The organism is Sorangium sp. So ce394 (assembly GCF_051474665.1).
GTDB lineage: Bacteria > Myxococcota_A > Polyangia > Polyangiales > Polyangiaceae > Sorangium > Sorangium cellulosum_D.
Window position 1 is genome coordinate 4,901,781 of the sequence record NZ_CP150339.1, and the last position, 22,545, is coordinate 4,924,325.

Sequence of the window (22,545 nt, forward strand, 5' to 3'; positions counted from 1 at the left end):
GGCGTGGTCACGGCGTGCGGGCTGGCGCCGGGGCGCGTCGCGCGCGATCGGCGGGCGGCGCCGGCGTCGGGGCGGGTCTCGGTGGTCTCGGGTTCGTATCGAAGGAGGCTAAGATGGTTCGTCGAACAGTCATTCTACCCCGGGTGCTCGCGCTCTTCGCGGCCGCGGCCGCGCCCAGCACCGCCGCGGCGCAGGGCGTGTCGGCGCCCAGGCCGTTCGGGCACTGGAGCTTCGACGCCTGCGCGGGGGGCCAGGTCGTCGATCAGGGCGCGACGCCGCACCACGCCCAGCTCCACGGCACCGCCGCTTGCGGCGACGGGCGCTACGACGGGGGAGCCGTCTTCGACGGCGCCCCCGACAGCCGGGCCGAGGTCTCGAGCGCCTCGGCCTTCGCCGCGCCCAGGTTCACGGTCGCCGCCTGGGTGAAGCCCGCGGGGCCGGGCGCGATCGTGAACCGCTGGTGGAGCCCCGACGTGTGGGGCCTGTGGTTCCTCGGGGACAGGTTCATGTTCGCCGTGACGTTCCCGGGCGGGCAGTGGGGCACCACGGTCTCGGTCACCGCGCCGGCGGTGGCGGGCCGGTGGGCGCACGTCACGGGGTCGTACGACGGCAGCCGGATCGCGCTCTACGTCGACGGCGTGCTCGCCGCGTGGAAGCCCGCCACCGGCACGCCGCAGGCGTCGAGCCGGCCCATCGTCATCGGCAACCACCCGTCGTGGGACGGCTTCGAGGGCTCGATCGACGAGGTGCTCTTCTACGACCGCGCCCTCAGCGCCGGCGAGGTCTCCGCCGTCGCAAACTCGCCCCCGCCCCCGCCGTGGGCGCTGCCCGCGGTCTACGAGGCCGAGGCGCCGTCGAACGGTCTCGAGGGGCTCTACGTCGACGACTTCAACTGCGGGTCCTGCTCGGGCGGCGCCGTCGTCCGGGGCATCGGCTACGACGCGTCGCTGCGCTTCGAGGGCGTCATGGCCCCGACCGCCGGGCGCTACCTGCTCGAGGTGGACTGGCTCGGCTATGAGGGCGAAGCGGTGGTGAGCGTCAACGACCGGCCGCCGACGTTCGTGCCCTTCACCGACGGCGACTTCTACACGCCGACCACGCGGGTGCTGCGCGTCGACCTCGACGCCGGACCCAACGCCATCGCCTTCTCGAGCTCGGGCCGGCCCGCGCCCGACATCGACCGCCTTCGCCTGACCGAGGGAGCGATCGATCACGTGACCCTCGACGACGTGCCCACGACGGGCGACCCGGTGATCGGGGCCGCCGCCACCCACGAGCACGTCGCCTCCGAGCTCGCCTTCAGCGGCAAGTGGTTCTGGGGCTCGGTCGAGGGCGACGAGGCCGAGGCGATGCAGAGCTGCGACGGCTCGGGCCACACGCATGCCGGCGCCGCCGGCATCTGCGACGTCGGCTTCGCGAACCTCCTGGGCGTCGACACCTGCTGCCACGGCGGCGGGCTCGGCGACTGCTACTACAAGCGGATCGACGGCCATACGGGCGACCCCGAGCATGACTACCTCGAGTGGCCCAAATGGGACACCAACGCCCACCCCCGCTACTGGCACGGCTACCTGCGCCGCGCCCTCGAGGGCGGCCTCAAGCTCATCGTGGCCCAGGCGGTCGAGAATTACCCGCTCTGCTCGCTCGTGCGCAACGGCGTCGGCACCAACCCCTTTCGGCAGGAAGGGTTCGAGTGCGACATGGCCGACTCGCTCCAGAGCATCGTCAGGCAGATCCAGTTCTTGAAGGCGCTCGCCAGCAACCACGCTGACTTTCTCGAGATCGCCTATTCGGCGGCCGACGCCCGCCGCATCATCAGCGAGGGCAAGATGGCGATGGTGATCGGCATCGAGGCCGACTACGCGTGGGCCCCGTACGACAGCCCGGTCGACCGCCTCGAATATTACCACTACCTCGGGGCCCGCACGGCCTTCCTCGCGCACTCGCTCAACACGCGCATCGCCGGCACGGCCATCTACGTGCCCCAGTTCGCCGCGCAGCAGTCATTTCTCAACTGCTTCTTGCACAACGTGCAGTGCCAGACCGACCCGAACAACCCGTTCGCGACCGACCCCGAGCACCCCTTCGCCGTCGACCAGAGCAACCAGCTCGGCTGCTCGCCCGCGCACGCGACGAGCTACGAAGAGCTCTGCTCGCTCAAGATAGCCGAGCGCTTCCTCAACGCCGGCGCTTGGGACGGCTTCAAGGTGTACCCGGGCGGCGGCGTCATGCCCGGGGTCGACGCGACGATCACCGACGCGCCCGTCGCGGTGAGCAAGAACGTGCTCGGGCTGACCTACGAGGGCGCGCAGGTCGTGGACCGCATGATGGACAAGGGCATGCTGCTCGAGATCGGGCACATCTCCGAGCAGGCGATCGAGGACGTGTATGCGCTGTCGTCGTCGCGCTACGGCTACCCGCTCGTCGCGAGCCACGTCTACGCCCGGCGGATCAGCGCCGACGGCAGCGCCGGCTGGGAGGGCAAGCTGGGCGACGACGCCCTGCAGATGATCGCCGAGACCGAGGGCTTCGCGGGCCACTTCACGGGCGGCGACGTCGCGCTCGACTACCCGAGCTCGGGCGTCGAGAACTCCTGCGCCCGCTCGACGCGGTCGCTGGCCCAGAGCGTGGCGTACGCGGCCGACCTGGCGGGGAAGCGCGTCGCGTGGGCCGGCGACTTCCAGGGCCTCGGACAGGGGGTCGCCCCGCGGCTCGGATACACCACCGATCGCGGCGACTGGTGCAATGGCAACTCCGTCGAGCAGTGCTTGCAGCGGCCGGGCGATCTGGGTGAGTGCGCGGGTTGCCTGGCGCAACCCCTGTCGAGCATCGATTCGTGCATTCCGTCGGTCGACCCGAACCTGACCCATTACAGCACGCAAGACGAGAAGGACTGGGCGTACTTCCACACCCGCGGCTACGCCCACCACGGCCTCATCGCGCAGCTGCACGGCGATCTCGAGGCCGTGGGCCTGCGGCCGGAGTACCTGAGCGCGCTGCGCGATCAGTCGGCCGAGACGTTCATCAGGACGTGGGAAAAATCGGAGCACATCGCCGGGTTGCCGAGGCCGCTGCGCTGACCCGGCAGCGGGCGCCCGCCGCGCGCTGGCCGCGGGCGGCGGGGCCTACGGCCCGGGGGGCGGGTAGTTCGGCTCGGTCATCCCTTGAATCCACTGCGTGACCAGCTGCAGGCCGGTGTCGTCGACCTGGCGGGTCGCGATGCGCGGCATCTGCCCCTCGAAGCCGCGGAGCTCCTGGCGGGCGACGAGCAGGCTGCGCGACGGATCACCAGGACGGATGTCGTACCAGTTGGCCGGGTCCGGGTTCTTCAGCCCCTCGTACTTCGCGTTCTCCGCCGGGCGCTTGTTCATGCCCGTCCGGACGGCGTCCGTCGCGGCCACGCTGCCCAGCTCGCTCGCCTCGAGCCGCAGGTACAGGCCCGTATCGTGGGCCGCCGACTCGGGCAGGTCGTTGTGGCAGCTCACGCCGCAGTTCGCGTGCAGGTAGCCGAGCGCCTGGCGCTCCACCTCGTCGCCGGGGATCTTCAGGGCGAGCGGGCTCGCGTCCTCGATCACGCCGAGCGCGACCAGCGACTCGCGCGTGACCCCCTCGGCGCCAGGGCCGAGCATCAGCGCGTCCCAGCCGAGGACGAAATCGGCGCGCCCGACGTGGCACTCCTTGCATTGATCCCGCGTCGGCACCATGTGGCCGGTGCCGTAGAGATCGGGCACGCCGAAGTCGTTCTGCATCTGGATCGCCTGCCGCTCGTCCTCGGACCAGACATAGCTCGTGTAGACCCAGCCGGCGGCCATCTTGCGCAGGAGGCGCGTCTCGGCCATGCGCAGCGCGCCGTCCGCGCCCTTCACGCGGAACTCCTTCCAGAACTGCGTCCCCTCGGGATACACGAACGCGTCCGGATTGCTCACGTCCACCCGCTGGCCCTTCGGGATCGAGACGAATCGCCGCTTGGCGGCGCCGTCGCTCCAGAGCTCCATCGCAGGCTTGTACTCGAGCACGCCGCACGCGAGCTCGCGCTTGTCGAAGTCCCCGTAGAGGCCGGTACAGCGCAGGTCTGCCGGCAGCACGCCGTCGAGCGGCGCCGCGCAGTCCACATCGGTCGGCATCGTGTAGTCGACACACGCCGGCTCGTCCGAGCCGTCCGGCCCGGCGTCGACCTCCGGCATCGACACGCCCGGCCCCCCCGCCTGGCCCCCGGGCGGCGGATCGCCGCCGCCCGAGCTACACCCCATCGCCACCAGCAGCGCGCCGGCAACAGAACCTTTCCTCACGACATCATGAAGCATGCGCTCATGGTGCCACAGGAATGGAGCGCCGGGAAACGTGGATTCACCGACTCCGCGCCGCGTCGCATCGCCCCGCGCGCGTCATCCGGCCATGTGAACGTGCACGCGCCGACCGATGAAGTGCGCCCAGCAGAGCGCGTTCGATGACGCCTGATGCCGAAAGGGGGCTCCAGTGAAAAAATGAACCTTCGAGTATCCACTGCTGCTGTACGGCGCCCTTCAGGCGCGAAACGGTCCAGGGGGGATGTACGGTTGTGGTCTGTCCGCTGCGCTCTCGCGCCCTCGCGCGCTCGCGGCGCGCCCTCGCGCCACGCGCTCGCGGCGGACGAGGTGCGGCCAGAGCAGCACGAGGTGCTGGCGGCGTGCTCGCGACGCAGCACCGGGCGGGCGGGGGCCCGCGGGAGCGCGGGGAAACGCATGGCACGGCGCGTGCGACGTGCGATCGCCGCCGGGGTGGACGGTCGCGGACGAGGGCGTCGCCCCGCCGAGAGCGCCCGGCAACCTCTCTTTCCCGGAGCCTTCGCATGAGTGGACTCAGTCTCGTCTTCGATACGCCGCAGCTCGCACAGGACTACGAGGTACGCAGCGCCGAGCGGCAGTTCCGCCACGGCCAGCGGCTGATCGCCGAGCTCGGCGTTCGCGCGGGCGAGCGCGTGCTCGATATCGGGAGCGGCACCGGGCTGCTCGCAGAGCACGTCGCGGGCATCGTCGGGCCGACGGGCCAGGTGCTCGGGATCGATCCGCTGCCGCTGCGCGTGGAGATCGCCCAGCGCAAGGCGAGGGCGAACCTCTCGTTCCAGGTCGGCAACGCCTACGCGCTCGACGGGCTCCCGTCGGGCAGCTTCGATGTCGTGTACCTCAACGCCGTCTTCCACTGGCTCCCCGACAAAACCGAGCCGCTGCGGCAGATCCACCGCCTGCTCAAGCCGGGCGGGCGCGTCGGGCTCACCACGGGCGCGAAGGACCAGCCGAACCGGCTGCAGGCCATCAAGCGGCAGGTGCTCTCGCGCGAGCCCTACGCGCGCTACCCGGAGTCGCTGGCCGGCACGCCGCACTGGGTGACCGCCGAGGAGCTCGCCGGCCTGCTCGGCGGCGCCGGCTTCTCCGTGCAGAAGATCGAGGCCCAGGAGAACGTGAACTACCAGCCGGACGCGAGCGCCGCGATCGCCTTCTCGCAGGCGAGCTCGTTCGGCAACTTCCTCGGCCACCTGCCGGAGTCGCTGCGCGTCCAGGCCGTCGAGGACATCAAGCGCGAGCTCGAGGCCTTCCGGACGCCCGAGGGGATCCGCCTCGAGGGCAAGCGGCTGTTCGCCATCGCGCACAAGCCGGCGTCGCACTGACCCGGGGGCCGGTCCGCCGGCACCCGAGCGCGACGCCACCCCACGATGCTTTTCGGCTGACACAACCACAAGGAAAATTCCGCATGAGCGTCACGACGAACCAGAGCAGCAATGTCCTCGAGATCGTGCCCGTCGCCGGCCGGATCGGCGCAGAGGTGCGCGGCGTGCGCCTCTCCGCCGATCTCGACGCCGCCACGGTGAGCGAGATCCGGAAGGCCTGGCTGCGTTACAAGGTGATCTTCTTCCGCAACCAGCACCACCTCGACGACGCCGCCCAGGAGAAGCTCACCGCGATCTTCGACGGCGCGCCCGTCGCGCACCCGACGGTGCCCGTCGTCCAGGGCACCTCCTACATCCATGAGCTCGACTCGCGCTATGGCGGCCGCGCGAACTCCTGGCACACCGACGTCACGTTCGTCGACGCCTACCCGAAGGCGTCGATCCTCCGGGCGCTCGTGATCCCGGCGTACGGCGGCGATACCGTCTGGGCCAACACGGTCGCGGCGTACGAGGAGCTGCCGCCCGCGCTGCGCGAGCTCGCCGACAAGCTGTGGGCCGTGCACAGCAACGAGTACGACTACCAGGCGCGAAAGCCGCAAGCGTCGACGGACGACGTGCGGCGCTTTCAGGAGGTGTTCACGTCGACCGTGTACGAGACCGAGCACCCCGTGGTGCGCGTCCACCCGGAGACCGGGGAGCGCTCGCTCGTGCTCGGCCACTTCGTCAAGAGGCTCCTCGGCGTCTCGTCGTTCGACTCGGCGCACCTCTTCCAGGTGCTCCAGGACCACGTGACGCGCCTCGAGAATACCGTCCGATGGCGGTGGGCCGCCGGCGATGTGGCCATCTGGGACAACCGCGCCACCCAGCACTACGCGGTCAACGATTACGGCGATCAGCTCCGCGTGGTGCGCCGGGTGACGGTCGACGGCGACGTGCCCGTCAGCATCGACGGCAAGCGCAGCGTCACCCGCAAGAAGGCGCCGCGCGCCGCCGCGGCGAGGAGCGAGAGCGCCGGCGGCGCGGGCGCCTCTGTGGCGGCTGCGACGGCGTAGAGCACCGATCACGTCAGAGCCCCGAAGAAATCAACAGAAGGGAAGAGGAACCGCAAGGACTCAAGGGACGCGAGGGGAAGACAAATTGTCTTATCTCTGGTTCCTTGCGCCCCTCGCGCCCTTGCGGTTTCTCTCTCTCCCGCATTCCTTGCCACTGACGCTTGCGTTTCGGCAGAGCGGTCGGGCTTCGCAACTCGTGGAACTTGTCAGGCGCCATACGCCCCGAGCTCCCGGCCGACGTCGATCCCGACACGCGGCTCCATGGAGACCCAGCTTTCCGGGCGGCAGCGCCGGCGCCGGCGCGCCCCGCCGGACGGGTCCTTGACGGCGGGGATCGCCTGCGCTTCATCTGCGGCGGAGGAGTGCCCCGTGGGTGAAGCAGGCAAGCGCGATGACGCTCGAGACGGAGAGCCGAGCACCGCGCACGTCGTGGTGATCATGCTGATCGTGGCCTTCGGCGTGCTCGCGCTGCCGTGGATGGTGCTGCGGAAGCTGGAGGCCCGCACCCAGGCGCGCGGCGAGGCGGCCTCCGGCGTCGCGGACGAGGACCTCGCCCAGGGGGGCAAGATCTATTACCGCTCGTGCACCGGGTGCCATCAGGCGAGGGGGGAGGGGAAGCCCGGCCGGTATCCGCCCCTCGTGGGCGCGTCGTGGCTGCTCGAGGACAAGGAGACGCCGATCCGGATCACGCTGCTCGGCGCCGCCGGGCCGATGGAGGTGAACGGCGTGCAGTACAACGACGTGATGCCCAACTTCGGCGTGAACCTGTCGGACGAGGAGATCGCGCTGGTGCTCACCTATGTCCGATCGAGCTGGGGGAACGGCGCGCCCGCCATCACGAAGGACGAGGTCGCGAAGGTGCGCGCCTCGCTGGGAGACCGCGTGGAGCCGTGGGCCGGCGGCGCGGCGCTCTCGGCGGCGCGGGAGACGCGCGTCCTGCCCTGAAGCGCGCAGGCCGGCGACGATGCTCCGGTTCGGGAGGCCGCCGAGCTTCCCCGGGAGACCGCTTCCGGTGTCGTGGAGGCAGCTGAGCTGCCCGGCGGAGACCGTTTCCGGTGCCGGAGGGATAGCCGAGCAACCCGGCGGAGACCGTTTCCGGTGCCGGAGGGCTAGCCGAGCAACCCGGTGGAGACCGTTTCCGGTGTCGGAAGGATGGCCGAGCATCCCCGGGAGACCGTTCCCGCTCCCCGGCGCTACCCGCGCTGCCCCGCGACGGTCACTCCCGCACCGGCTCCTGCAGATCCACCCCGAAATGCTCGCGGTACCCTCGCCGCGCAGCCTCGCGCAGCTCGTCGTCGCCGCGGCTCACCTGCTCCTCGAACGCCTGCGCGTACGCCTCCGGATCGACCTCGCGCGCGCCGAGCCGGAGCTTCTTCCCGGAGAGCGTCTCCAGGACGATCGTGGCGACCCGGTGCTCGGCGCCGCCGCGCGCGACCACCCCGAAGGGGAACAGGTGCACGAGCGTGAGCTGCGGCGGCGCTTCCTTGGCCGTCATCTCGGCCAGGTACGCGGAGAGCTCGCGGCCCACGCGGTCCTGCGCCTCGTCCGAGAAGCCGGCGAGCAGCTCGGCCACGGCAGGCGGGAGCGGCAGGTGAGGGCCGTCGACCTGATGCTGCAGCTCGTGCCGCTCGGTGCCGGAGAGCACCGCCCGCTCCAGCGCCTCGCCGAGGCGCTCGCGCAGCCTCGCGAGCGCCGCGTCGCACCGCGAGAGGGCGCCGGCGTGCGCGCCGGCCGCGCCGCCCTCCGCGGCATGGCAGGCGCCGCCCGCCTGGCCGATGCGCTCGGCATACGCCCGGACCTCGGAGCCGATGACGAGCGCGAACGGGTCCTGGTCGCGCGAGAAGCCGAGGTGGACGCGGCGCTCGCCGGTCATCGGCTCGACGAGGAGCGTCGCGAAGCGGTCGCCGCCGACGCGGAAGGCGTGGACCTCCTTCACCCGGTAAGGCGTCGTGTAGAACCGCCGCGTCGTGCCCTCGGCCGAGACGCCGAGGTTCACGGCGGGATCGAGGTAGTAGGCCAGGCCGGCGCGCCGCGCGGCGTCGTTCGCCTCGGCGACGAGCCGGCCGAACGCGCGGCCGGACAGCTCGAGATCGTCCACCTGGCTCGCCAGCGCCGCGAGCGCCGCGGCGAAGCCCTCGCCGCCCGGCTGCGCCCTCGCGGCCGCGAGCATCTCGCGGCTGCGCGCCTTGGTCAGCACCTGCGCCTCGGCGCCCGTGCCCTGCGCGCTGCGCGCGTGCGCGTCGCGCGCGATGCGCGCCCGCTCCCAGCCCGGCAAGAGCTCGCCGAACACCCTGTCCCACGCGGCGGTGGGCGCGCCGAGCGTCCAGTCGACCCCCTTGGGCGCGGGGCGGCCGAGCACGAGCATCGCCCCGAGCAGCGCGGCGACGGCGGCCGCGGCGGCGCCGGCCGCCACGATCGGCCGCGCGCCGGACGCGCCGGCCCCGTCGGGCGCGCCCGGCGCGAGCTCGGCGTCGGGCACCAGCACGCCGAGCGCGAGCACCTCGATCGCCGAGGCGAGCACCGCCACGACCGCGGCGAGCAGGAGCGCGAAGAAGGCGACCGTGGCGGCCTCCACGCCCCAGCCGCCCGCGAGGAACGCGCGGTACACGAAGAGCAGCATGAGCGCGGGCATCGCCCACACGGCCGCGATCGCGAGGCCCGGGTGCTCGCGCCTGGGGACGCGGCGCGCGTGGTCGAGGCCCAGCAGCGCGATCGCGAGCGGCCCGAGCGCGAAGAGCAGGACCATGCCGTACCCGAGCTGGAAGCGCGCGTCGGGCAGCGTGGCCACGAGCACGGCCGCCCGCGCGATCGTCTGCGCGGGGATCTCGCCGCGGGACGGCCAGAGATAGAAGATGAGCGCCGCGGCGACCGACGCGACGAGCAGGGCGCTGCCGCCCCTGCGCGCCCGCGCGTGGAAGCGCAGCACCACGCCCGCCGCGGTGAGCGCGAAGACCGCGAGGAGCGGGGCCGGCCGCGTGACCAGGCTGTCCGGCAGCGGGAGCATGTCCCACGCCGAGCTCCGGCGGCCGGCCCACACCGCGACGTTCACGGCGACGAGCGCGGCGAGCACGGCGACGGCGCGCGACGTCGGCCGCTCGATGAAGAGGCCCGCGCGGCGCCCCGTGCGCGCGCCGAGCAAGAGCAGCCACAGGCCGGCGAGCGCGGGCGCGAGCGCGGCGATCTGCGCCGCGGGCGCGAGCTCGGGGAGCACGCTCCACACGAAGATGCCGTGCCCGAAGGCGACCTCGTACGGGACGAGGGCCGACAGCGCGAGCGCGAGGCCGCTCAGGAGGCAGCGCGCGCGCAGGCGCTCGGCCGACATGCGATAGAACATCGCGGTCGCGGCGCTCTCTTCCTGGGAAGGAGCGCCGGCGCCTCGCGGCAGGGTGCCGCCGCCGCTCTCTGGAGGAGCGCCGGCGCCTCGCGGCGGGGTGCCGCCGCCGCTCTCCGGCGGAGCCCCGGCGCCCTGCGGCGGAGGAGGCAGGGGCGCGCTCACGGCTCGACCGCCGCGCTCGCGATGCGCGAGAGCGACCGCTTCTGCGGGAACACCGGGTCGCGGTACCGCACCTCGAACACCACGCGCTTCCCGTCCGCGGAGAACCACGGCGCCCGCTCCTGGCCGGAGCCCACCGTCAGCCGCTTCACCTCGCCGGTGGCCAGCGCCAGCACCGCGATGTCGGTGCCGCCCGCGCCCCGCGTCTCGAACGCGACGCGCGCGGCGTCGGGCGAGAACGCGGGCCACGACGCGCCGCCGTCGACCGGGTACACCTTCCGGCGCCACGTCGTCGCGTCGATGACGGCGATCCCCGGCTCGTCGCCGTCGACGACGCACACGATCTTCGTCCCGTCCCGCGACGCCGCCGGGTTGCGCAGGTCCTCACCGGGCCTGGCGCGGAACGGGCGCTCGATCGACAGGGGTTGCTTGCTCACGTCGACCACGGCGAGGTGCCTCACGTCGTCCTCCGCCGCGTCGGGCACATAGACGAACAGGAGCCTCGTCCCGTCGAGCCACGCGAACCCGCCGAGCGACTGGTTCTCGGTGTGGAGGCCGAACACCTCCTTGCCGCTCTCCGCGTCGACCACCATCAGATCGGCCTCCGCGCCGGCCTCCGGGCGATCGTAGACCGCCACGAACCTGCCGCCCGGGGCGAGCTTCGGATCGACGAAGCGGTGCTCCGGGTCGACGCGCACGCGCTTGTTCTGCCCGGATCGGTCGACGATCGTGATCGTCTTCGCCCAGCCGAAGAAGTCCTCCACCAGCGCGACCCGGTCGCCGTCGCGCTGCGAGGACGGGTACGAGTACACGTGATAGCCCCTCCACATCGGCTTGACCGCGGCGGGGTCCGTCGTCGGGACGGCCTGCCGATCGAGCGGCCGCCACTCGACCGTCTCCAGCGCCTCGCGGCGGGCGAGATCCTTCGACTTCACCGAGTGGAACACCGAGACATCCGCCGTCTTGACGAAATAGCCGCCCTCGGCCGTGCCGACGAGCAGGTCCTCCGCCGCGGGGGGCGACAGGAACGTCACGCGCCCCTGCTCCTCGGCCTCGACCTCCTTCGCGCGGGCGGCGTACGCGCCCGCGGCCCGGTCGAGGTTCGCGGCGCGATCCTTCACGAACCGCCTCGCCGAGGCGAGCCGCTCCAGCAGCTTGATGTCCGATCCCTCCGTGATCTCGCGCACCGAGGGGTGATCCATGAGCTGCGCGATCACCGCGTCGAGCGCCTGCGAGGCCATGGAGTTCGCGAGCAGCGCCATGGCCTGGTCCTTCTTCGTCGACCCGGCGTAGCCGCGGAGGCGCCCCTCGGTCGAGGTGCCCTTGTCGAGGAACGTGAGCGTCACCGGCGCGTCGGCCCGGAGCTCGAAATAGCCCTCCTTGACCGGGTGCTCCACGATCTCGGGGGCGATGCGCGCCTCGATGATGAAGCCGGCGCCGAGCGCCTTTGCCGCCTGCTTCGGGTCCTCGGCGCCCTCCAGCGCCTTCATCACCCGCGGGTCGCCGCCCTTCACCGGATCGAACCCGAGCTCGGCGAGCTGCCCGCCGAGCTCGTCGGCGAGCCTCGCCGCCGGCAGCGACCCTTCCCACCAGTACCCGTCGAGATCGATCGCCACGAGGATGCGCAGCGGATCGGTGGCCGTGAGCGAGCGGAAGGCGAGGGTGCCCGCCGCGGCGATCGCGAGGCCGAGCACCGCGAAGACCGGCCAGAGCCTGCGCTTCGGGACGATCGCCTCGAGGGACTCCGGCGGATCGGCCTCGGGGGCGGGGGGCTGCGCGTCGGTCGGGGGTCGAGGGGCCTCCATGGAAAGAGGAATTGCCCTATCCGCGTGAGGGCGTAAAGCCGCATGAGCGAGGCAGGGCGGGGCATGCCCTCTGGAGGCCCGGCGGGCGTCGTGGTGCTGCGCAGAGGCGATATGCAGAGCCTGCCATTGCGTTATGCCGACCGCTCCCGGACGAGACGGATTCCCTCCCAGGCCGGGAACGTCCCTGCCATGCGCGCGAGTTGCACGTGGAAGAACCAGTGCAAATCGAGCACCGTATCGCGCAGGCCGTCGGCCCTGTCCTTCTTCATCTGCTCCTGGTTAATCCAAGCATACTCCGTCAAATGGACCGCGTAGGAACACCACGCCCGGCGCTGCATCATCGATGTTGATGCATGGCGCAACGTTAGCAGGTCCATCAGCATCCTCCCGGTGCAGACGAGTCGACGGGAGGGGGCTGAAGTTCGATTGAGCCGCCGCCTGCGCGCGCTCGAGCGGCGCCTCTCGATAGCCCTGCGGCCTCGCCGAAAGCACGAACGGCGAGCGCGGGTATGCCTTGATCTGCGTGTCCACCCAGGAGGCCACGCGCTATCGCGGCCTTCGACGCCGGATCCTCGATCGCCCACAGCCGCCCGCGGAGCCACACGACCCGCGCGAACATCGTGATGACCGCGTCGAGCAGCAGGCCGACTCGCTCGATGCGCCTGTGCCGCAGCACCTGCGGAGCCGGCCGCCGCCCGCATTGCGCCGCGGCGCGCCCCGTCGCTAGAGTGCTTGCATGTCCGACCTGCTCGTCAACATCGACGTGCCGGAGATCGAGCCGGCCATCGCGTTCTACACCCGCGCGTTCGGCCTGCGCGTGGGGCGGCGCTTCGGCGGCGCCTTCGTCGAGCTCCTCGGCGCGGCCGCGCCCATCTATCTCCTGGAGAAGCCGGCCGGCAGCGCGCCTGCGGCCGGGGCGTCCCCGCGCGATTACCGGCGTCACTGGACGCCGGTCCACCTCGATTTCGTCGTCGACGATCTCGATGCCGCCGCGCGCCGGGCGCAGGAGGCGGGCGCGGTCCCCGAGGCCGACATCGAGGTGGCCGCGTGGGGGCGCATGCTCCGCCTGGCCGATCCGTTCGGCCACGGCGTGTGCCTGCTTCAGTTCAGCGGCCGCGGCTACGACGAGATCGCCACGCCCGGCTGAGCGCGCAGCGGACTCGACATCATGTCTCCGGGGATGCACGCGTGATGGCCACGATCGGCTCGGGGACTACGGCCACCGAGCTCATCGATGCAGGCAACGCGCCTCACGCGATCCGGAGCTCACACGATCGGGCGGGGTGAGCCTTGAACGCGCACGCGGCGTCGGTCCTCGTCACCGCGGCGCAGGCCGCGGGGGTGCTCGCGGCCCGGGTCGCCCACCCGGCGAGCAGGCGGCGCGGCTCGCCGATCGGTACCGGCCTCCGGTGGCCATCCGGGAGCCGAGCAGCTGCCACCTTTGCACGCAGCGATCTCAGGATCGAAAGCCTCGGGGGAAACCCGATGGGTAAACGCTCGAAAGACCTACGGCGAGCCCCTGGCCCGCGTCCTGCTAAAGGTGCAGGGCAGAGCGCCCGTGACGGTTTCCCCCCCCCACCGTCGAGCGGGCGCTCTTTTTTTGTCCTCCGGCGCGGGGAGCGCCCGGCAGGCCGCCCGGCCGCTGCGATCACGGGTCGGCGGTGACGAGGGCGACGGCGAGGCCGTCGTAGCCCTTGGCGCCCACCGTCTGGATCGCCGTCGCGCTCACGCGCCGCTCGGCGGCGAGCAGCTCGTAGAGGCGGCGCACCCCCTGGACGTTGGGATCCGCGCTCCCGGGGTCGACCACCGCCCCTCTGCGCACGACGTTGTCGACCACGATGACGCTGCCGCGGCGGGAGAGCTTGAGCGCCCACGCGAAGTAGTCGGGGTTGCTCGGCTTGTCGGCGTCGATGAAGATGAGGTCGAACGGGCCGCGGCCCTCCGCGGCGAGCTTCGGCAGCGTGTCGAGCGCCCGCCCGAGCCGCAGCTCGACGCGGTCGGCCACCCCGGCGCGATCGAGGTTCGCGCGGGCGACCTCGGCGTGCTTCGGCTCCGACTCCAGCGTGATCAAGCGGCCGCCGGCGGGCAGCGCCCGCGCGAGCCAGATGGTGCTGTACCCCCCGAGCGTGCCGATCTCCAGGATGGTCCGCGCCCCATGGATCCGCGCCAGGAGATTCAGCAGCTTGCCCTGGTTCGGCGCGACGTTGATCGGCGGCAGGCCGGCCGCGGCGCTCGCCTCGAGCGCCGCGTCCAGCGCGGCGTCGGGCGGCACGAGCAGATCGGTGATGTAGCGATCGACAGCTGACCATTGCTCCTGAGTCATGAGTGATCCTCCTCACGTCGCGGCGACCCCGGATCGCCGCGCACGGGTGAGCCGAGCTTCTTGTGGTTCGATGGACAGACATCAAGGCAACGAGCGCCCCAACGAGGACACCTCGCCGCCAGTCTAACCGTTGGATGTGTGTCCGTTATAACAGATGTCGGCGGCGGGCACATCGCCCGCGCGGCTGCGCGCGCTCCATCTAGCGCGGCACGAGGACGCGGGCGTCCCAGGGCCCGAGGTCCAGCCCGACGGAGCCCGCCTGGAGGTGCGCGCCGGCGCCGCCCAGGGCGTCGCGCAGGCCGCCGCGCGCGTGGGCGGCGAACGGCTCCGGGACGGCGAGCCGCTTCTTCGCCGGGTGCTCGCTGAAATTCAGGACCACGAGCGCGAAGCGCGACGCGTCGTCGCCGTGCCTGACGTAGGCGAAGACCTCGTCGTCCCGCCCGGCGTGCACGACGACGAGCCCCGGCGACCGGAGCGCCGCGAGGGAGCGCCTGAGCCGGATCAGCTGCTCGTAGCGCCGGGTCAGCGGCCCGCGCGGAGGCCGCGAGACCGGGGCGAGGCCGCCGTAAGGCTCGTACTCGGCGCCGAGCTCGTCGAACGCGTAGAGGCACGGGATGCCCGGCAGCGTCAGCAGCGCCGCCGCGGCGACGCGCGTCAGACCCGGCCCGTGGCGCGTGATAAAGCGGGCCCCGGTGTCGTTGTTGTTGATGAACCTCAGCGTGCGCTCGGGGCGCGCGGCGCGCGCCTCGGTGGCGGCCAGCGCCGCGCCCAGCCGGGCCGCGATGCCGCGCGGCGCGTCGAACACGCCGCTCCACGCCCACCGCCCGAGCTCCTCGGTCCAGTCGTACGCCGCGTCGAACCCGCTCTGCAGGTAGTACGGGTCGCGCGCCGAGGCCTCGGCGATCAGCGCGAGGTCCGGGCGCACGCGCCGGAGCTCGGCGGCCCACGAGGACCAGAGCTCGCTCCGCCGCTCCTGGATGCCCCACGCGGCGTCGACGCGATAGCCGTCGATGCCGAAGCGCTTCACCCAGCGCAGCGACACCTCGAGCATCCAGCGCGCCACCTCGGCGTTGTCGTAGTTGAGGTTCGGCAGGTGCTCCCAGTCGAAGTAATGGGTGGGCTCGCCGCCGGCGTCGCGATCGTAGAACGCGAAGGTGTGGGCGCGGCTCCCCTGCCGCTCGGCTTGCTGGAAATACGGGTGCTCGATCGAGGTGTGGTTCGGCACGAGGTCGAGCAGCACGCGCAGGCCGCGCCGGTGCGCGTCGTCGACGAGCTCGCGCAGGTCCTGCTCCGCTCCGTAGTCGGGGCGCACGCTGAAGTAGTCCGTGACGGCGTACCCGAAGTCGCCCTCGGGCGCGGCGAAGATCGGAGACAGCCACAGCGCGGTGACGCCGAGCCGCTCGAGCGCGGGGAGGGCGGCGCGCACGCTCCGGAGCGGGGGATCGCCGAAGAAGGGCGGCACGACGCCGTAGAGGACGGCGTCGTCGATCCACGACGGCGCGCTCGCGCCGGGGGGCGCGTCGAGCGGCGGCGCGACGCGCGCGGTGTCGCTGCGGCCGCGCGCGTCGCGCACCGTGAGCTCGATCATGGCGCGCCCGGCGGCGTCCGGCGCCGGCACCTCGATGCGGGCGCCCTGCCCGAGGCGCTCGGCGGTCCCGTCGCCGCGCGGCCGGGACCACGCGAAGGCGACGAGCTCGGCGCCCGAGCGCTCGCTCGGCTCGCTGCCCGTGGCGTCGAGGACGAGCCGGTCGCCGGCCCGCGCCGCGCGGGCGCGGGCCCGGGGCGCGTCCTCCAGCCGGACGCGGTAGGTGACGGGCGGCGTGGCCAGCTCGCCCGCGCCCGTCGCGCGGCAGCGCGCGGCGATCTCGTTCTCGCCCTCGAGCAGCGGCACGTCCGCCGCGAAGCGCCGCTGCTGCTCGATCGCGGCGGGGTGGACGTCGCCGCCCACCTGGATCGCGCAGTCCTCCAGCGTCCCCGGCCCGGCGAGGGCGCCCTGGATGCGCGCGCTGAAGGCCCACACCTCGGCGTCGTCGGCGTGCAGCTCCAGCCGGGCGTCCGCGGCCCCGGACGGGCGCGGCGGCGCGGAGGTGGCGGCCGACTCGCACGCGGGCGCGGCGGAGAGCAGCGCGACGATCCCCGCGACCGCGGCGAGCGCCCGCGGGCGCCGCGCCGGGCCTGGCGCGGGCCGCCGCCGGACGCCCGCGCGCGGGTCGATCGCGATCGCGACGGCCGGCGAGGAGGGGGCTGCACCGGGGGAGGGGGCGGCGGGCGAGCGAAGGAGGCGAGTCGACATGGGGCTGCGCGGCGAGCGGGGGAGCCCCTCTATTCCAGAACGACCTCCGACGATCGCCGCCGGGCAGAAAGCGCGGAGGATTTATGTCGCGATTTCTCCCCTCTCCTCCAGGGCCGCCGTGCCCCGGTGATCGGGGCAACGTCTTCCGGTCCTCGGCCTCTCGCCGCGCGCCGCCGGCGCCCGGGATCAGGCGGCGGTGCGGAGGGCGGCGCGGCCGCGGGCGCGCAGGGCGAGCGGGACGCCGCCGGCGGGGCCCAGCGTGAGGTTGCGCCGCACGGGCCGCGGCGGACGCTCGTCGAGCAGGCGGAACTGCCACGCCGACAGCGCCACGCCGAGCACGATCTTCATCTCGAACATCGCGAAGGCCGCGCCGATGCAGCGGCGGTTCCCGCCGCCGAACGGCAGGTACTCGAACGGGGAGTACTTGCGCTCGAGGAAGCGCTCGGGCCTGAACTGCGACGGATCGGGGTAGAGCTCGGGGCGGTGGTGCACGAGCAGGATGCACGGCGCGACCCCCGTCCCCGGCGGGAGCGTGTGCTCGCCGATCCGGAACGGCTGCGCCGCCATGCGCGGGGCCTCGGTGACGATCGGGTGCAGGCGCAGCGCCTCCTTGCACACCGCGTCCAGGTAGGGCAGCGCGGCGAGGCGCTCCGGGTCGGGCTCCGGGCCGAGGGCGTCGATCTCGTCGCGCAGGCGCGCGAGGACGGTCGGGTGGCGGTGCGCGTGGTCGAGGGCCCACGCGAGGGCGAGCGCGGTGGTCTCGTGCCCGGCGAAGAGCAGCGTCCGGAGCTCGTCGAAGATGGCCTGGTCGCTCATGCTCGAGCCGTCGTCGTAGCGGGCCGCGACCAGGAGGCTCAGGATGTCGTCGCCCGGCGCCGCGCGCGCCCGCTCGATCTGCTCGCGGCACAGGGCGTCCAGGTGCTCGACGCGCCGGCGGAAGCGCGCGTAGGGGCCGAGGCCCCCGAGCTCGCGCTGCAGGACCGGCAGGAAGGTCAGCGCCGGGGTCAGCGCGTCGGTCATCGCGACGATCGCGCGCGCGAACGCGCTCATGCGCGACGGCTCCTCCACCCCGAAGACGGCGCGGAGGATGACGTCGAGCGAGATCGCCTGCGTGATGTCCTGGGCGACGGCGCGGGGCGCGCGCGCCGCCTCGGCGAAGCGGCGGGCGGCGACGTCCGCCATCGCCGCAGCGTAGGCGCGCATGCGGTCGCCGTGGAACGGCGGCGTCAGCAGCTTCCGCTCGCGCCGGTGGCGCTCGCCCGAGAGCATGACGAGCGAGTGCTCTCCGACGAGCGGGGCGATCGACTTGGTGGCGTACGGGACGAGCGCGTCGGGCGGCGCGGTCAGCACGTCCTGCACCGACGCGGGGCTGCCGGCCATCACGACGTCGCCGTTGTACATCGGGACGTTGAAGACGTCGCCGTACGTGGCGGCGCACCGGGACAGGAGCTCGATCGGACGCGTGAGGAACTGGTAGGTCGTCAGCAGGCGGCCCTGCGGGCCTCGGGGCAATTGGCTCATGGCGCACCTCGGCAGGAGCTCGATCCCGGTGGCGCGCGGCGCCTCGCCGGGATCGATCCAACGATGAGGCCGGCGCCGCGGCGCGGCAGCGGCGTCGGGCGCCAACGTTGCGACGGATCGCGCCAGGGGGGCGCGGCGGCGCGGGCGCGCGGCGGCGCGGGCGCGCCGCGGCGGGAGGAGCACGAGCGCGGCGGCCGGTCGTGGTTGGCGCGCGCGGCTCGGCTTGCGATCATCGGCGCATGTCCAGGTACCGCAGCGACATCGAGGTGGTGCGGCTCCGCATCCACGAGCTCGAGGAGCGGCTGCGCCGCGTGCGCGCGCAGCAGATCCGCGCCGAGGCGGCCGCGAACCTGGGTCCCGAGGCCGCGCGGCCGTTCAGCCGGGGCATGTACCACCTCGGCCGGGCGCTCAGGCGGCTGCTGCGCGGGCGGGGTCCGGCGCCCGCGCAGGAGCTCGCGGCGGCGCGGGCCCGGCTCGCCTGGCTGGAGCGGCGGGTCGCGATGGCGGAGGTGGAGCTCTCGCGCGCCGAGGCGGAGCGCACGCGCACGGAGGCGGAGCGCTCGCGCGCGAGCCTCGGGGCCGATCGGTGGGAGCCGGCGAGCGGCGCTCACCCCGGGTCGATGCCGGCGGTTGACCTCGCGCCGGCGGTGCCGCAAAGCGCGCCGTCCGGCCGCCTGGCCTACCGGCTCGGCCGGGCGATCGGGCGGCTGAGCCGGCGCTGAGCCGGCGCCGCTTCGCCACCAGGAGGTTTTCCCATGGCACGAGCCCTCGGCATGTTCACGTCCCTCGTCGCGGCGGCCACGATGGTCTCCTGCGGCGGGGAGGCTCCGCCGCCCGCGCTGGCACCGGCGGCCTCCGCTTCCGCTGCGCCCGTCGCGACGAGCGGCGTCGAGCCCCCGCCTGCGGCTCCGGCGGCTGCCGCGGCGTCCACGGCGGCGCCCGAGCCGCCCAGGCGCGCCGCGCCGAGCCCGGTCGCGAGGTACACCGGCTTCGCCAAGCCGGAGAGCGTGCTCTACGACGCGGACAGCGACCGCTACCTCGTCTCGAACATCAACGGCAATCCGGGCGACAGGGACAACAACGGCTTCATCTCCGTCCTCTCGCCCGACGGTCAGGTGACGAGCCTGAAGTGGATCGAGGGCGGCAAGAACAAGGTCAGGCTCGACGCGCCGACGGGCTCGGCGATCGCGAAGGGCGTGCTCTACGTCGCCGACCTCACGACCCTCCGGATGTTCGACCTCAAGACCGGGGCGCCGAAGGGGGAGATCGCCATCCCCGGCACGACGTTGCTGAACGACGTCGCGGCGGCGCCGGACGGCAAGGTCTACGTGTCCGACTCCGGCTTCACGATCGGCGCGACCGGCAACCTCGAGGCGACGTCGAGCGACGCCGTGTACGTCATCGAGAAGGGCAAGGCCAGGGCGCTGGCGAAGACCACCGCCCTGCGCATGCCGAACGGCCTCGCGTGGAGCGACGAGGGGCTCGTGGTTTGCTCGAGCGGCGCACCCGAGGTCTTCGTGCTCGACGAGAAGGGCGCGAAGCGGGACGTGACCACCACGGCGCCCGGCGGCCGCCTCGATGGCCTGATCTCCCTCGGAGATGCGCTCCTCGTGACCAGCCACGACGCGTCGGCGGTGCTCCGCGGAAAGCTCGGCGGGACCTTCGAGGTCGCCATCCCCGAGCAGGAGACGCCCGCGGATATCGGTTATGACACGAAGCGCGGACGCGTCCTCGTGCCCCACGTGATGGTGGACACGGTCGACGTCTACGAGCTGAGGTGATCTGCGGACGAAAGATGCGCGCTTCGGGCCTCCCTCCAGCAGGCTGGCGTCGTCGCGGCATATCGAGGAAGAGATGAACATCTCCATTGTCGACGCGTGGCGCACGCGGGAGTCGCGTGAGTTCTTCCGGAACGTTTGGCCGATGTACGTCCACGAGCTCTCCGGCTTCGACACGAGCTTCTACGCTCTGGACGAGGCCGGTCGATGGCAACCGGACATCGTCGATGATTGGGTCTCGAGCGTCACGCCGCCCGGCAACCTGCGCGCTCCGCGGTCGGCGCAGGATCCGATGCAGCCGTTCCAGCGAGCGTACGTCATTGCGAGCGACGCCCGACCGGTCGGGTTCGTATGTGTCGGCCTGCGACCGTTCAGATACATGCCGGACGACGTCGACTTCAGCATCGCCGAGCTCTTCTTGATCCACGGGAGCCGCGGAACCGGCGCGGGCCGACATGCCCTCCAGCTGCTGCTCCGTCAGTATCCAGGGCGGTGGCACCTCTGTGCCATCCATGACAACGCTCGGGCGATCCGATTCTGGACCAAGACGCTGCCGCTGCTCGGCGTGCGAGATCTCGAAACACGGCGCGAGAGCGGCGATGTAACCTGGCGGTTCGTCGCAGAGGGGTGACGTGCGCTGGGCTCCCGAGCCCTCGATTTCCCGCGACCGCTCGCGATCGACCGGTCTCTCAGGCCGGAGGTCTGACGCACGGATCTATCGGACGCGGGTGCGCCGGTACTCGCCCGGGGTGGTGCCCGTCCAGCGGCGGAAGCTGCGGTAGAAGTGGCGCGGCTCGCCGTAGCCGAGCAGGAAGGCGATCTCCTGGAGCGCGAGATCGCGCCGGCGGAGGAGCTCGAGCGCCTTGCCCCGCCGGGCCTCGTCGAGCTGCGCCGTGAACGACGTGCCGAGATCCTTGAGGGCGCGCTGGAGCGAGCGCGTGCTCATGCCCAGCGCGCGCGCGATCCGCGCCTGGTCCACCTCGCCGCGATCGAGCCGCTCGCCGATGAGGGCGCGCACGCGCGCGTCGAGCGGCGCCGCGCCGGCGGGCGCGGCGCGCGCGGCGAGCAGCTGCTCGGCGTGGCGCACGAGGTAGTCGCGGACCGAGGGATCCGCGCCGACGAGGTGCGCGTCGAGCACGCGCGCGTCATAGACGAGGCCGGTCGCGGCCGCCTCGAAGCGGACCGGGGCGCCGAGCGCCTCCTCGTAGAGCGGGGTCGGGTGCCGGCGGGGGTGGCGGAACATGGCCTCGAGCGGCCGCGCGGCGCCGTCGAGGTAGAGCGCGATGAAGCGCGCGAGCCCCGCGGCCATCATCTCGATCGGCTCGGCCATCGCGACGACCCGCGGCTCGTGCTCGAGCGCGAGGTGGAAGACCTCGCCCCGCTCCTCGATGACGATGCGGAGGTGCGGGTCCATGAGCCTGAAGAAGCGGCCATAGACCGCGACCGCCTCTCGCAGGGTCTCGCTGTGGCGCGCGACGTGCCCGACGATGCCCACGACCGAGACCGGGATCCAGCGCGCGTAGGTCAGCCCGAGCGGCTCGCCGGGGAGGCGCTCGAGCATGAGCGCCCACAGCGACAGGAGCGACGCGTACGGCACGAGCTCGTCGGGCGCGGCGAGCGCCTCGGCCGAGACGCCGGCGGCGCGGAGGAGATCGTCGCGAGGGACGCCGCGCGACGAGGCGAACTCGATGAGCGCGGCCGGCAAGGATGCGAAGACGAGCTCGCCGTAGGACATGGCGCGGGCCGAGGATAGCGCACGCGCTGGCTATCCCGCGCGGGCCGGGCGCTCCCACGCGGCGTACAGGTCGGGGCGGCGCTCCGAGAGGTAGCGGTTGTCCGCGCGCGACGCGCGCTGGAGCTCGGGATCGAGATCGGCGAAGAGCAGGTCCTCGCCGGCGGCGCCCGCGGCGGCCAGGACCGAGCCGTCCGGGGCCGCGATGATGCTCTGGCCGCACAGGACGGTGTCTCCTTCCTGCCCGCAGTGGTTGGCGTAGGCGATGAACACCTGGCTCTCCAGCGCGCGCGCGGGCGGCAGCGTGCGGGCCACCACGCCGAACGGCTCCGGCAGCGCGGTCGGCGCGCACACGAGATCGGCGCCGGCCAGCGCGACGCCGCGCACCGCCTCGGGAAACTCGATGTCGTAGCAGATCAAGAGGCCGATCCGGAAGCCGTGCAGGGCCGCGATGGGCAGCTCGCCGCGGCCCTGGGTGAAGACCGCGGCCTCGTCCGGGCCGTAGAGGTGCGTCTTGCGGTAGGTCGCGAGGCGCGCCCCGGCGCGATCGAAGAGGTGCGCGGCGATGAAGAGCTCCCCGTCGGGGCCGCGGTCGGGCGCGCTGGCGACCAGCGCGATGCCGCAGCTCGACGCGACGTCCGCGAGCCGCCGGACGATGGCCTCGGGCGAGGTCTGGAGCAGCGTCCGGGGCACCAGCGCCGGCACGTAGCCCGTCGTGAACAGCTCCGGAGTGACCAAGAGGTGAGCGCCGCCCTCGGCGGCGCGCCGGGCCGCGCCGGCGATGCGCGCGACGTTGGTGTCCACCTGTCCCGGGACGGCGTTGGCCTGCAGCACGGCGATGCGCATGAGATCGACCCTCCAGCGGCGCTCCGGGGCTCCAGCGTACCCGATGGGCCCCGCGCGC

Annotated in this window: 17 protein-coding genes; 8 read left to right on the plus strand and 9 right to left on the minus strand. The window is 72.9% G+C overall.

Going from position 1 to position 22,545, the window contains the following annotated elements; translation table 11 throughout:
• The first annotated feature begins 113 nt into the window (after nt 1-113).
• Complete coding sequence (locus tag WMF33_RS18075) at nt 114-3,080, plus strand: LamG-like jellyroll fold domain-containing protein (protein WP_437338288.1); 2,967 nt, start codon at nt 114-116, stop codon at nt 3,078-3,080.
• Between the two features lie 45 nt (nt 3,081-3,125).
• On the opposite strand, the gene WMF33_RS18080 is transcribed toward WMF33_RS18075, so the two are convergent.
• The gene (locus tag WMF33_RS18080; protein ID WP_437338289.1) at nt 3,126-4,289 is read right to left on the minus strand and encodes a hypothetical protein; all 1,164 of its coding nucleotides are present in this window, start codon (nt 4,287-4,289) and stop codon (nt 3,126-3,128) included.
• Between the two features lie 539 nt (nt 4,290-4,828).
• On the opposite strand from WMF33_RS18080, the gene WMF33_RS18085 reads away from it, so the two are divergent.
• The 3 genes from WMF33_RS18085 (at nt 4,829) to WMF33_RS18095 (ending at nt 7,641) form a co-directional block, all read left to right on the plus strand.
• The gene (locus tag WMF33_RS18085) at nt 4,829-5,644 is read left to right on the plus strand and encodes a class I SAM-dependent methyltransferase (RefSeq protein WP_437338290.1); all 816 of its coding nucleotides are present in this window, start codon (nt 4,829-4,831) and stop codon (nt 5,642-5,644) included.
• Between the two features lie 83 nt (nt 5,645-5,727).
• Entirely contained in the window at nt 5,728-6,696 is a 969-nt protein-coding gene (locus WMF33_RS18090) for a TauD/TfdA dioxygenase family protein (RefSeq protein WP_437338291.1), read from the plus strand.
• A gap of 369 nt (nt 6,697-7,065) precedes the next feature.
• On the plus strand, nt 7,066-7,641 hold the full coding sequence (locus tag WMF33_RS18095; RefSeq protein ID WP_437338292.1) for a c-type cytochrome: 576 nt from the start codon (nt 7,066-7,068) through the stop codon (nt 7,639-7,641).
• Between the two features lie 271 nt (nt 7,642-7,912).
• Here the strand turns inward: WMF33_RS18095 and WMF33_RS18100 are convergent, their stop codons facing one another.
• From WMF33_RS18100 to WMF33_RS18110, 3 genes are all read right to left on the minus strand, one after another.
• Complete coding sequence (locus tag WMF33_RS18100) at nt 7,913-10,192, minus strand: hypothetical protein (protein ID WP_437338293.1); 2,280 nt, start codon at nt 10,190-10,192, stop codon at nt 7,913-7,915.
• Entirely contained in the window at nt 10,189-11,994 is a 1,806-nt protein-coding gene (locus WMF33_RS18105; protein WP_437338294.1) for a hypothetical protein, read from the minus strand. Before WMF33_RS18105 ends, WMF33_RS18100 begins: the two co-directional genes overlap by 4 nt.
• 131 nt (nt 11,995-12,125) lie before the next feature.
• The gene (locus WMF33_RS18110) at nt 12,126-12,371 is read right to left on the minus strand and encodes a hypothetical protein (protein ID WP_020735633.1); all 246 of its coding nucleotides are present in this window, start codon (nt 12,369-12,371) and stop codon (nt 12,126-12,128) included.
• 359 nt (nt 12,372-12,730) lie between these two features.
• On the opposite strand from WMF33_RS18110, the gene WMF33_RS18115 reads away from it, so the two are divergent.
• Nucleotides 12,731-13,141, plus strand: a complete 411-nt coding sequence (locus WMF33_RS18115) for a VOC family protein (protein ID WP_437338295.1) — start codon at nt 12,731-12,733, stop codon at nt 13,139-13,141.
• A gap of 501 nt (nt 13,142-13,642) precedes the next feature.
• Here WMF33_RS18115 and WMF33_RS18120 read toward each other — a convergent pair.
• The 3 genes from WMF33_RS18120 to WMF33_RS18130 all read right to left on the minus strand — a co-directional run bounded on the left by WMF33_RS18120 (nt 13,643) and on the right by WMF33_RS18130 (nt 18,131).
• Entirely contained in the window at nt 13,643-14,317 is a 675-nt protein-coding gene (locus WMF33_RS18120) for an O-methyltransferase (RefSeq protein WP_437338296.1), read from the minus strand.
• Nucleotides 14,318-14,516: 199 nt separating this feature from the next.
• Nucleotides 14,517-16,610, minus strand: coding sequence for an alpha-amylase family glycosyl hydrolase (locus WMF33_RS18125; protein WP_437338297.1), 2,094 nt, complete (start codon nt 16,608-16,610; stop codon nt 14,517-14,519).
• Nucleotides 16,611-16,796: 186 nt separating this feature from the next.
• Nucleotides 16,797-18,131, minus strand: coding sequence for a cytochrome P450 (locus WMF33_RS18130; RefSeq protein WP_437338298.1), 1,335 nt, complete (start codon nt 18,129-18,131; stop codon nt 16,797-16,799).
• 239 nt (nt 18,132-18,370) lie between these two features.
• Here WMF33_RS18130 and WMF33_RS18135 point away from each other — a divergent pair, with 239 nt between their 5' ends.
• The 3 genes from WMF33_RS18135 (at nt 18,371) to WMF33_RS18145 (ending at nt 20,540) form a co-directional block, all read left to right on the plus strand.
• On the plus strand, nt 18,371-18,853 hold the full coding sequence (locus WMF33_RS18135; protein WP_437338299.1) for a hypothetical protein: 483 nt from the start codon (nt 18,371-18,373) through the stop codon (nt 18,851-18,853).
• A gap of 33 nt (nt 18,854-18,886) precedes the next feature.
• On the plus strand, nt 18,887-19,912 hold the full coding sequence (locus tag WMF33_RS18140; protein WP_437338300.1) for an SMP-30/gluconolactonase/LRE family protein: 1,026 nt from the start codon (nt 18,887-18,889) through the stop codon (nt 19,910-19,912).
• A 73-nt stretch (nt 19,913-19,985) separates the two neighbouring features.
• Nucleotides 19,986-20,540: a GNAT family N-acetyltransferase gene (locus tag WMF33_RS18145; RefSeq protein ID WP_437338301.1), complete on the plus strand. Its 555-nt coding sequence runs from the start codon at nt 19,986-19,988 to the stop codon at nt 20,538-20,540.
• Nucleotides 20,541-20,624: 84 nt separating this feature from the next.
• Here the strand turns inward: WMF33_RS18145 and WMF33_RS18150 are convergent, their stop codons facing one another.
• Nucleotides 20,625-21,644 (minus strand): AraC family transcriptional regulator, encoded by a 1,020-nt coding sequence (locus WMF33_RS18150; RefSeq protein ID WP_437338302.1) that lies wholly within the window; start codon nt 21,642-21,644, stop codon nt 20,625-20,627.
• 30 nt (nt 21,645-21,674) lie between these two features.
• Nucleotides 21,675-22,487: a nitrilase-related carbon-nitrogen hydrolase gene (locus WMF33_RS18155; RefSeq protein WP_437338303.1), complete on the minus strand. Its 813-nt coding sequence runs from the start codon at nt 22,485-22,487 to the stop codon at nt 21,675-21,677.
• Nucleotides 22,488-22,545: the final 58 nt, after the last annotated feature.

Excerpts from the sequence above, each read along its gene's own strand:
- WMF33_RS18075 (WP_437338288.1), top strand. The coding sequence starts at position 114 with ATGGTTCGTCGAACAGTCATTCTACCCCGGGTGCTCGCGCTCTTCGCG.
- WMF33_RS18085 (WP_437338290.1), top strand. The coding sequence starts at position 4,829 with ATGAGTGGACTCAGTCTCGTCTTCGATACGCCGCAGCTCGCACAGGAC.
- WMF33_RS18090 (WP_437338291.1), top strand. The coding sequence starts at position 5,728 with ATGAGCGTCACGACGAACCAGAGCAGCAATGTCCTCGAGATCGTGCCC.
- WMF33_RS18105 (WP_437338294.1), bottom strand. The coding sequence starts at position 11,994 with ATGGAGGCCCCTCGACCCCCGACCGACGCGCAGCCCCCCGCCCCCGAG.
- WMF33_RS18110 (WP_020735633.1), bottom strand. The coding sequence starts at position 12,371 with ATGGACCTGCTAACGTTGCGCCATGCATCAACATCGATGATGCAGCGC.
- WMF33_RS18115 (WP_437338295.1), top strand. The coding sequence starts at position 12,731 with ATGTCCGACCTGCTCGTCAACATCGACGTGCCGGAGATCGAGCCGGCC.
- WMF33_RS18120 (WP_437338296.1), bottom strand. The coding sequence starts at position 14,317 with ATGACTCAGGAGCAATGGTCAGCTGTCGATCGCTACATCACCGATCTG.
- WMF33_RS18125 (WP_437338297.1), bottom strand. The coding sequence starts at position 16,610 with ATGTCGACTCGCCTCCTTCGCTCGCCCGCCGCCCCCTCCCCCGGTGCA.
- WMF33_RS18130 (WP_437338298.1), bottom strand. The coding sequence starts at position 18,131 with ATGAGCCAATTGCCCCGAGGCCCGCAGGGCCGCCTGCTGACGACCTAC.
- WMF33_RS18135 (WP_437338299.1), top strand. The coding sequence starts at position 18,371 with ATGTCCAGGTACCGCAGCGACATCGAGGTGGTGCGGCTCCGCATCCAC.
- WMF33_RS18140 (WP_437338300.1), top strand. The coding sequence starts at position 18,887 with ATGGCACGAGCCCTCGGCATGTTCACGTCCCTCGTCGCGGCGGCCACG.
- WMF33_RS18145 (WP_437338301.1), top strand. The coding sequence starts at position 19,986 with ATGAACATCTCCATTGTCGACGCGTGGCGCACGCGGGAGTCGCGTGAG.
- WMF33_RS18150 (WP_437338302.1), bottom strand. The coding sequence starts at position 21,644 with ATGTCCTACGGCGAGCTCGTCTTCGCATCCTTGCCGGCCGCGCTCATC.
- WMF33_RS18155 (WP_437338303.1), bottom strand. The coding sequence starts at position 22,487 with ATGCGCATCGCCGTGCTGCAGGCCAACGCCGTCCCGGGACAGGTGGAC.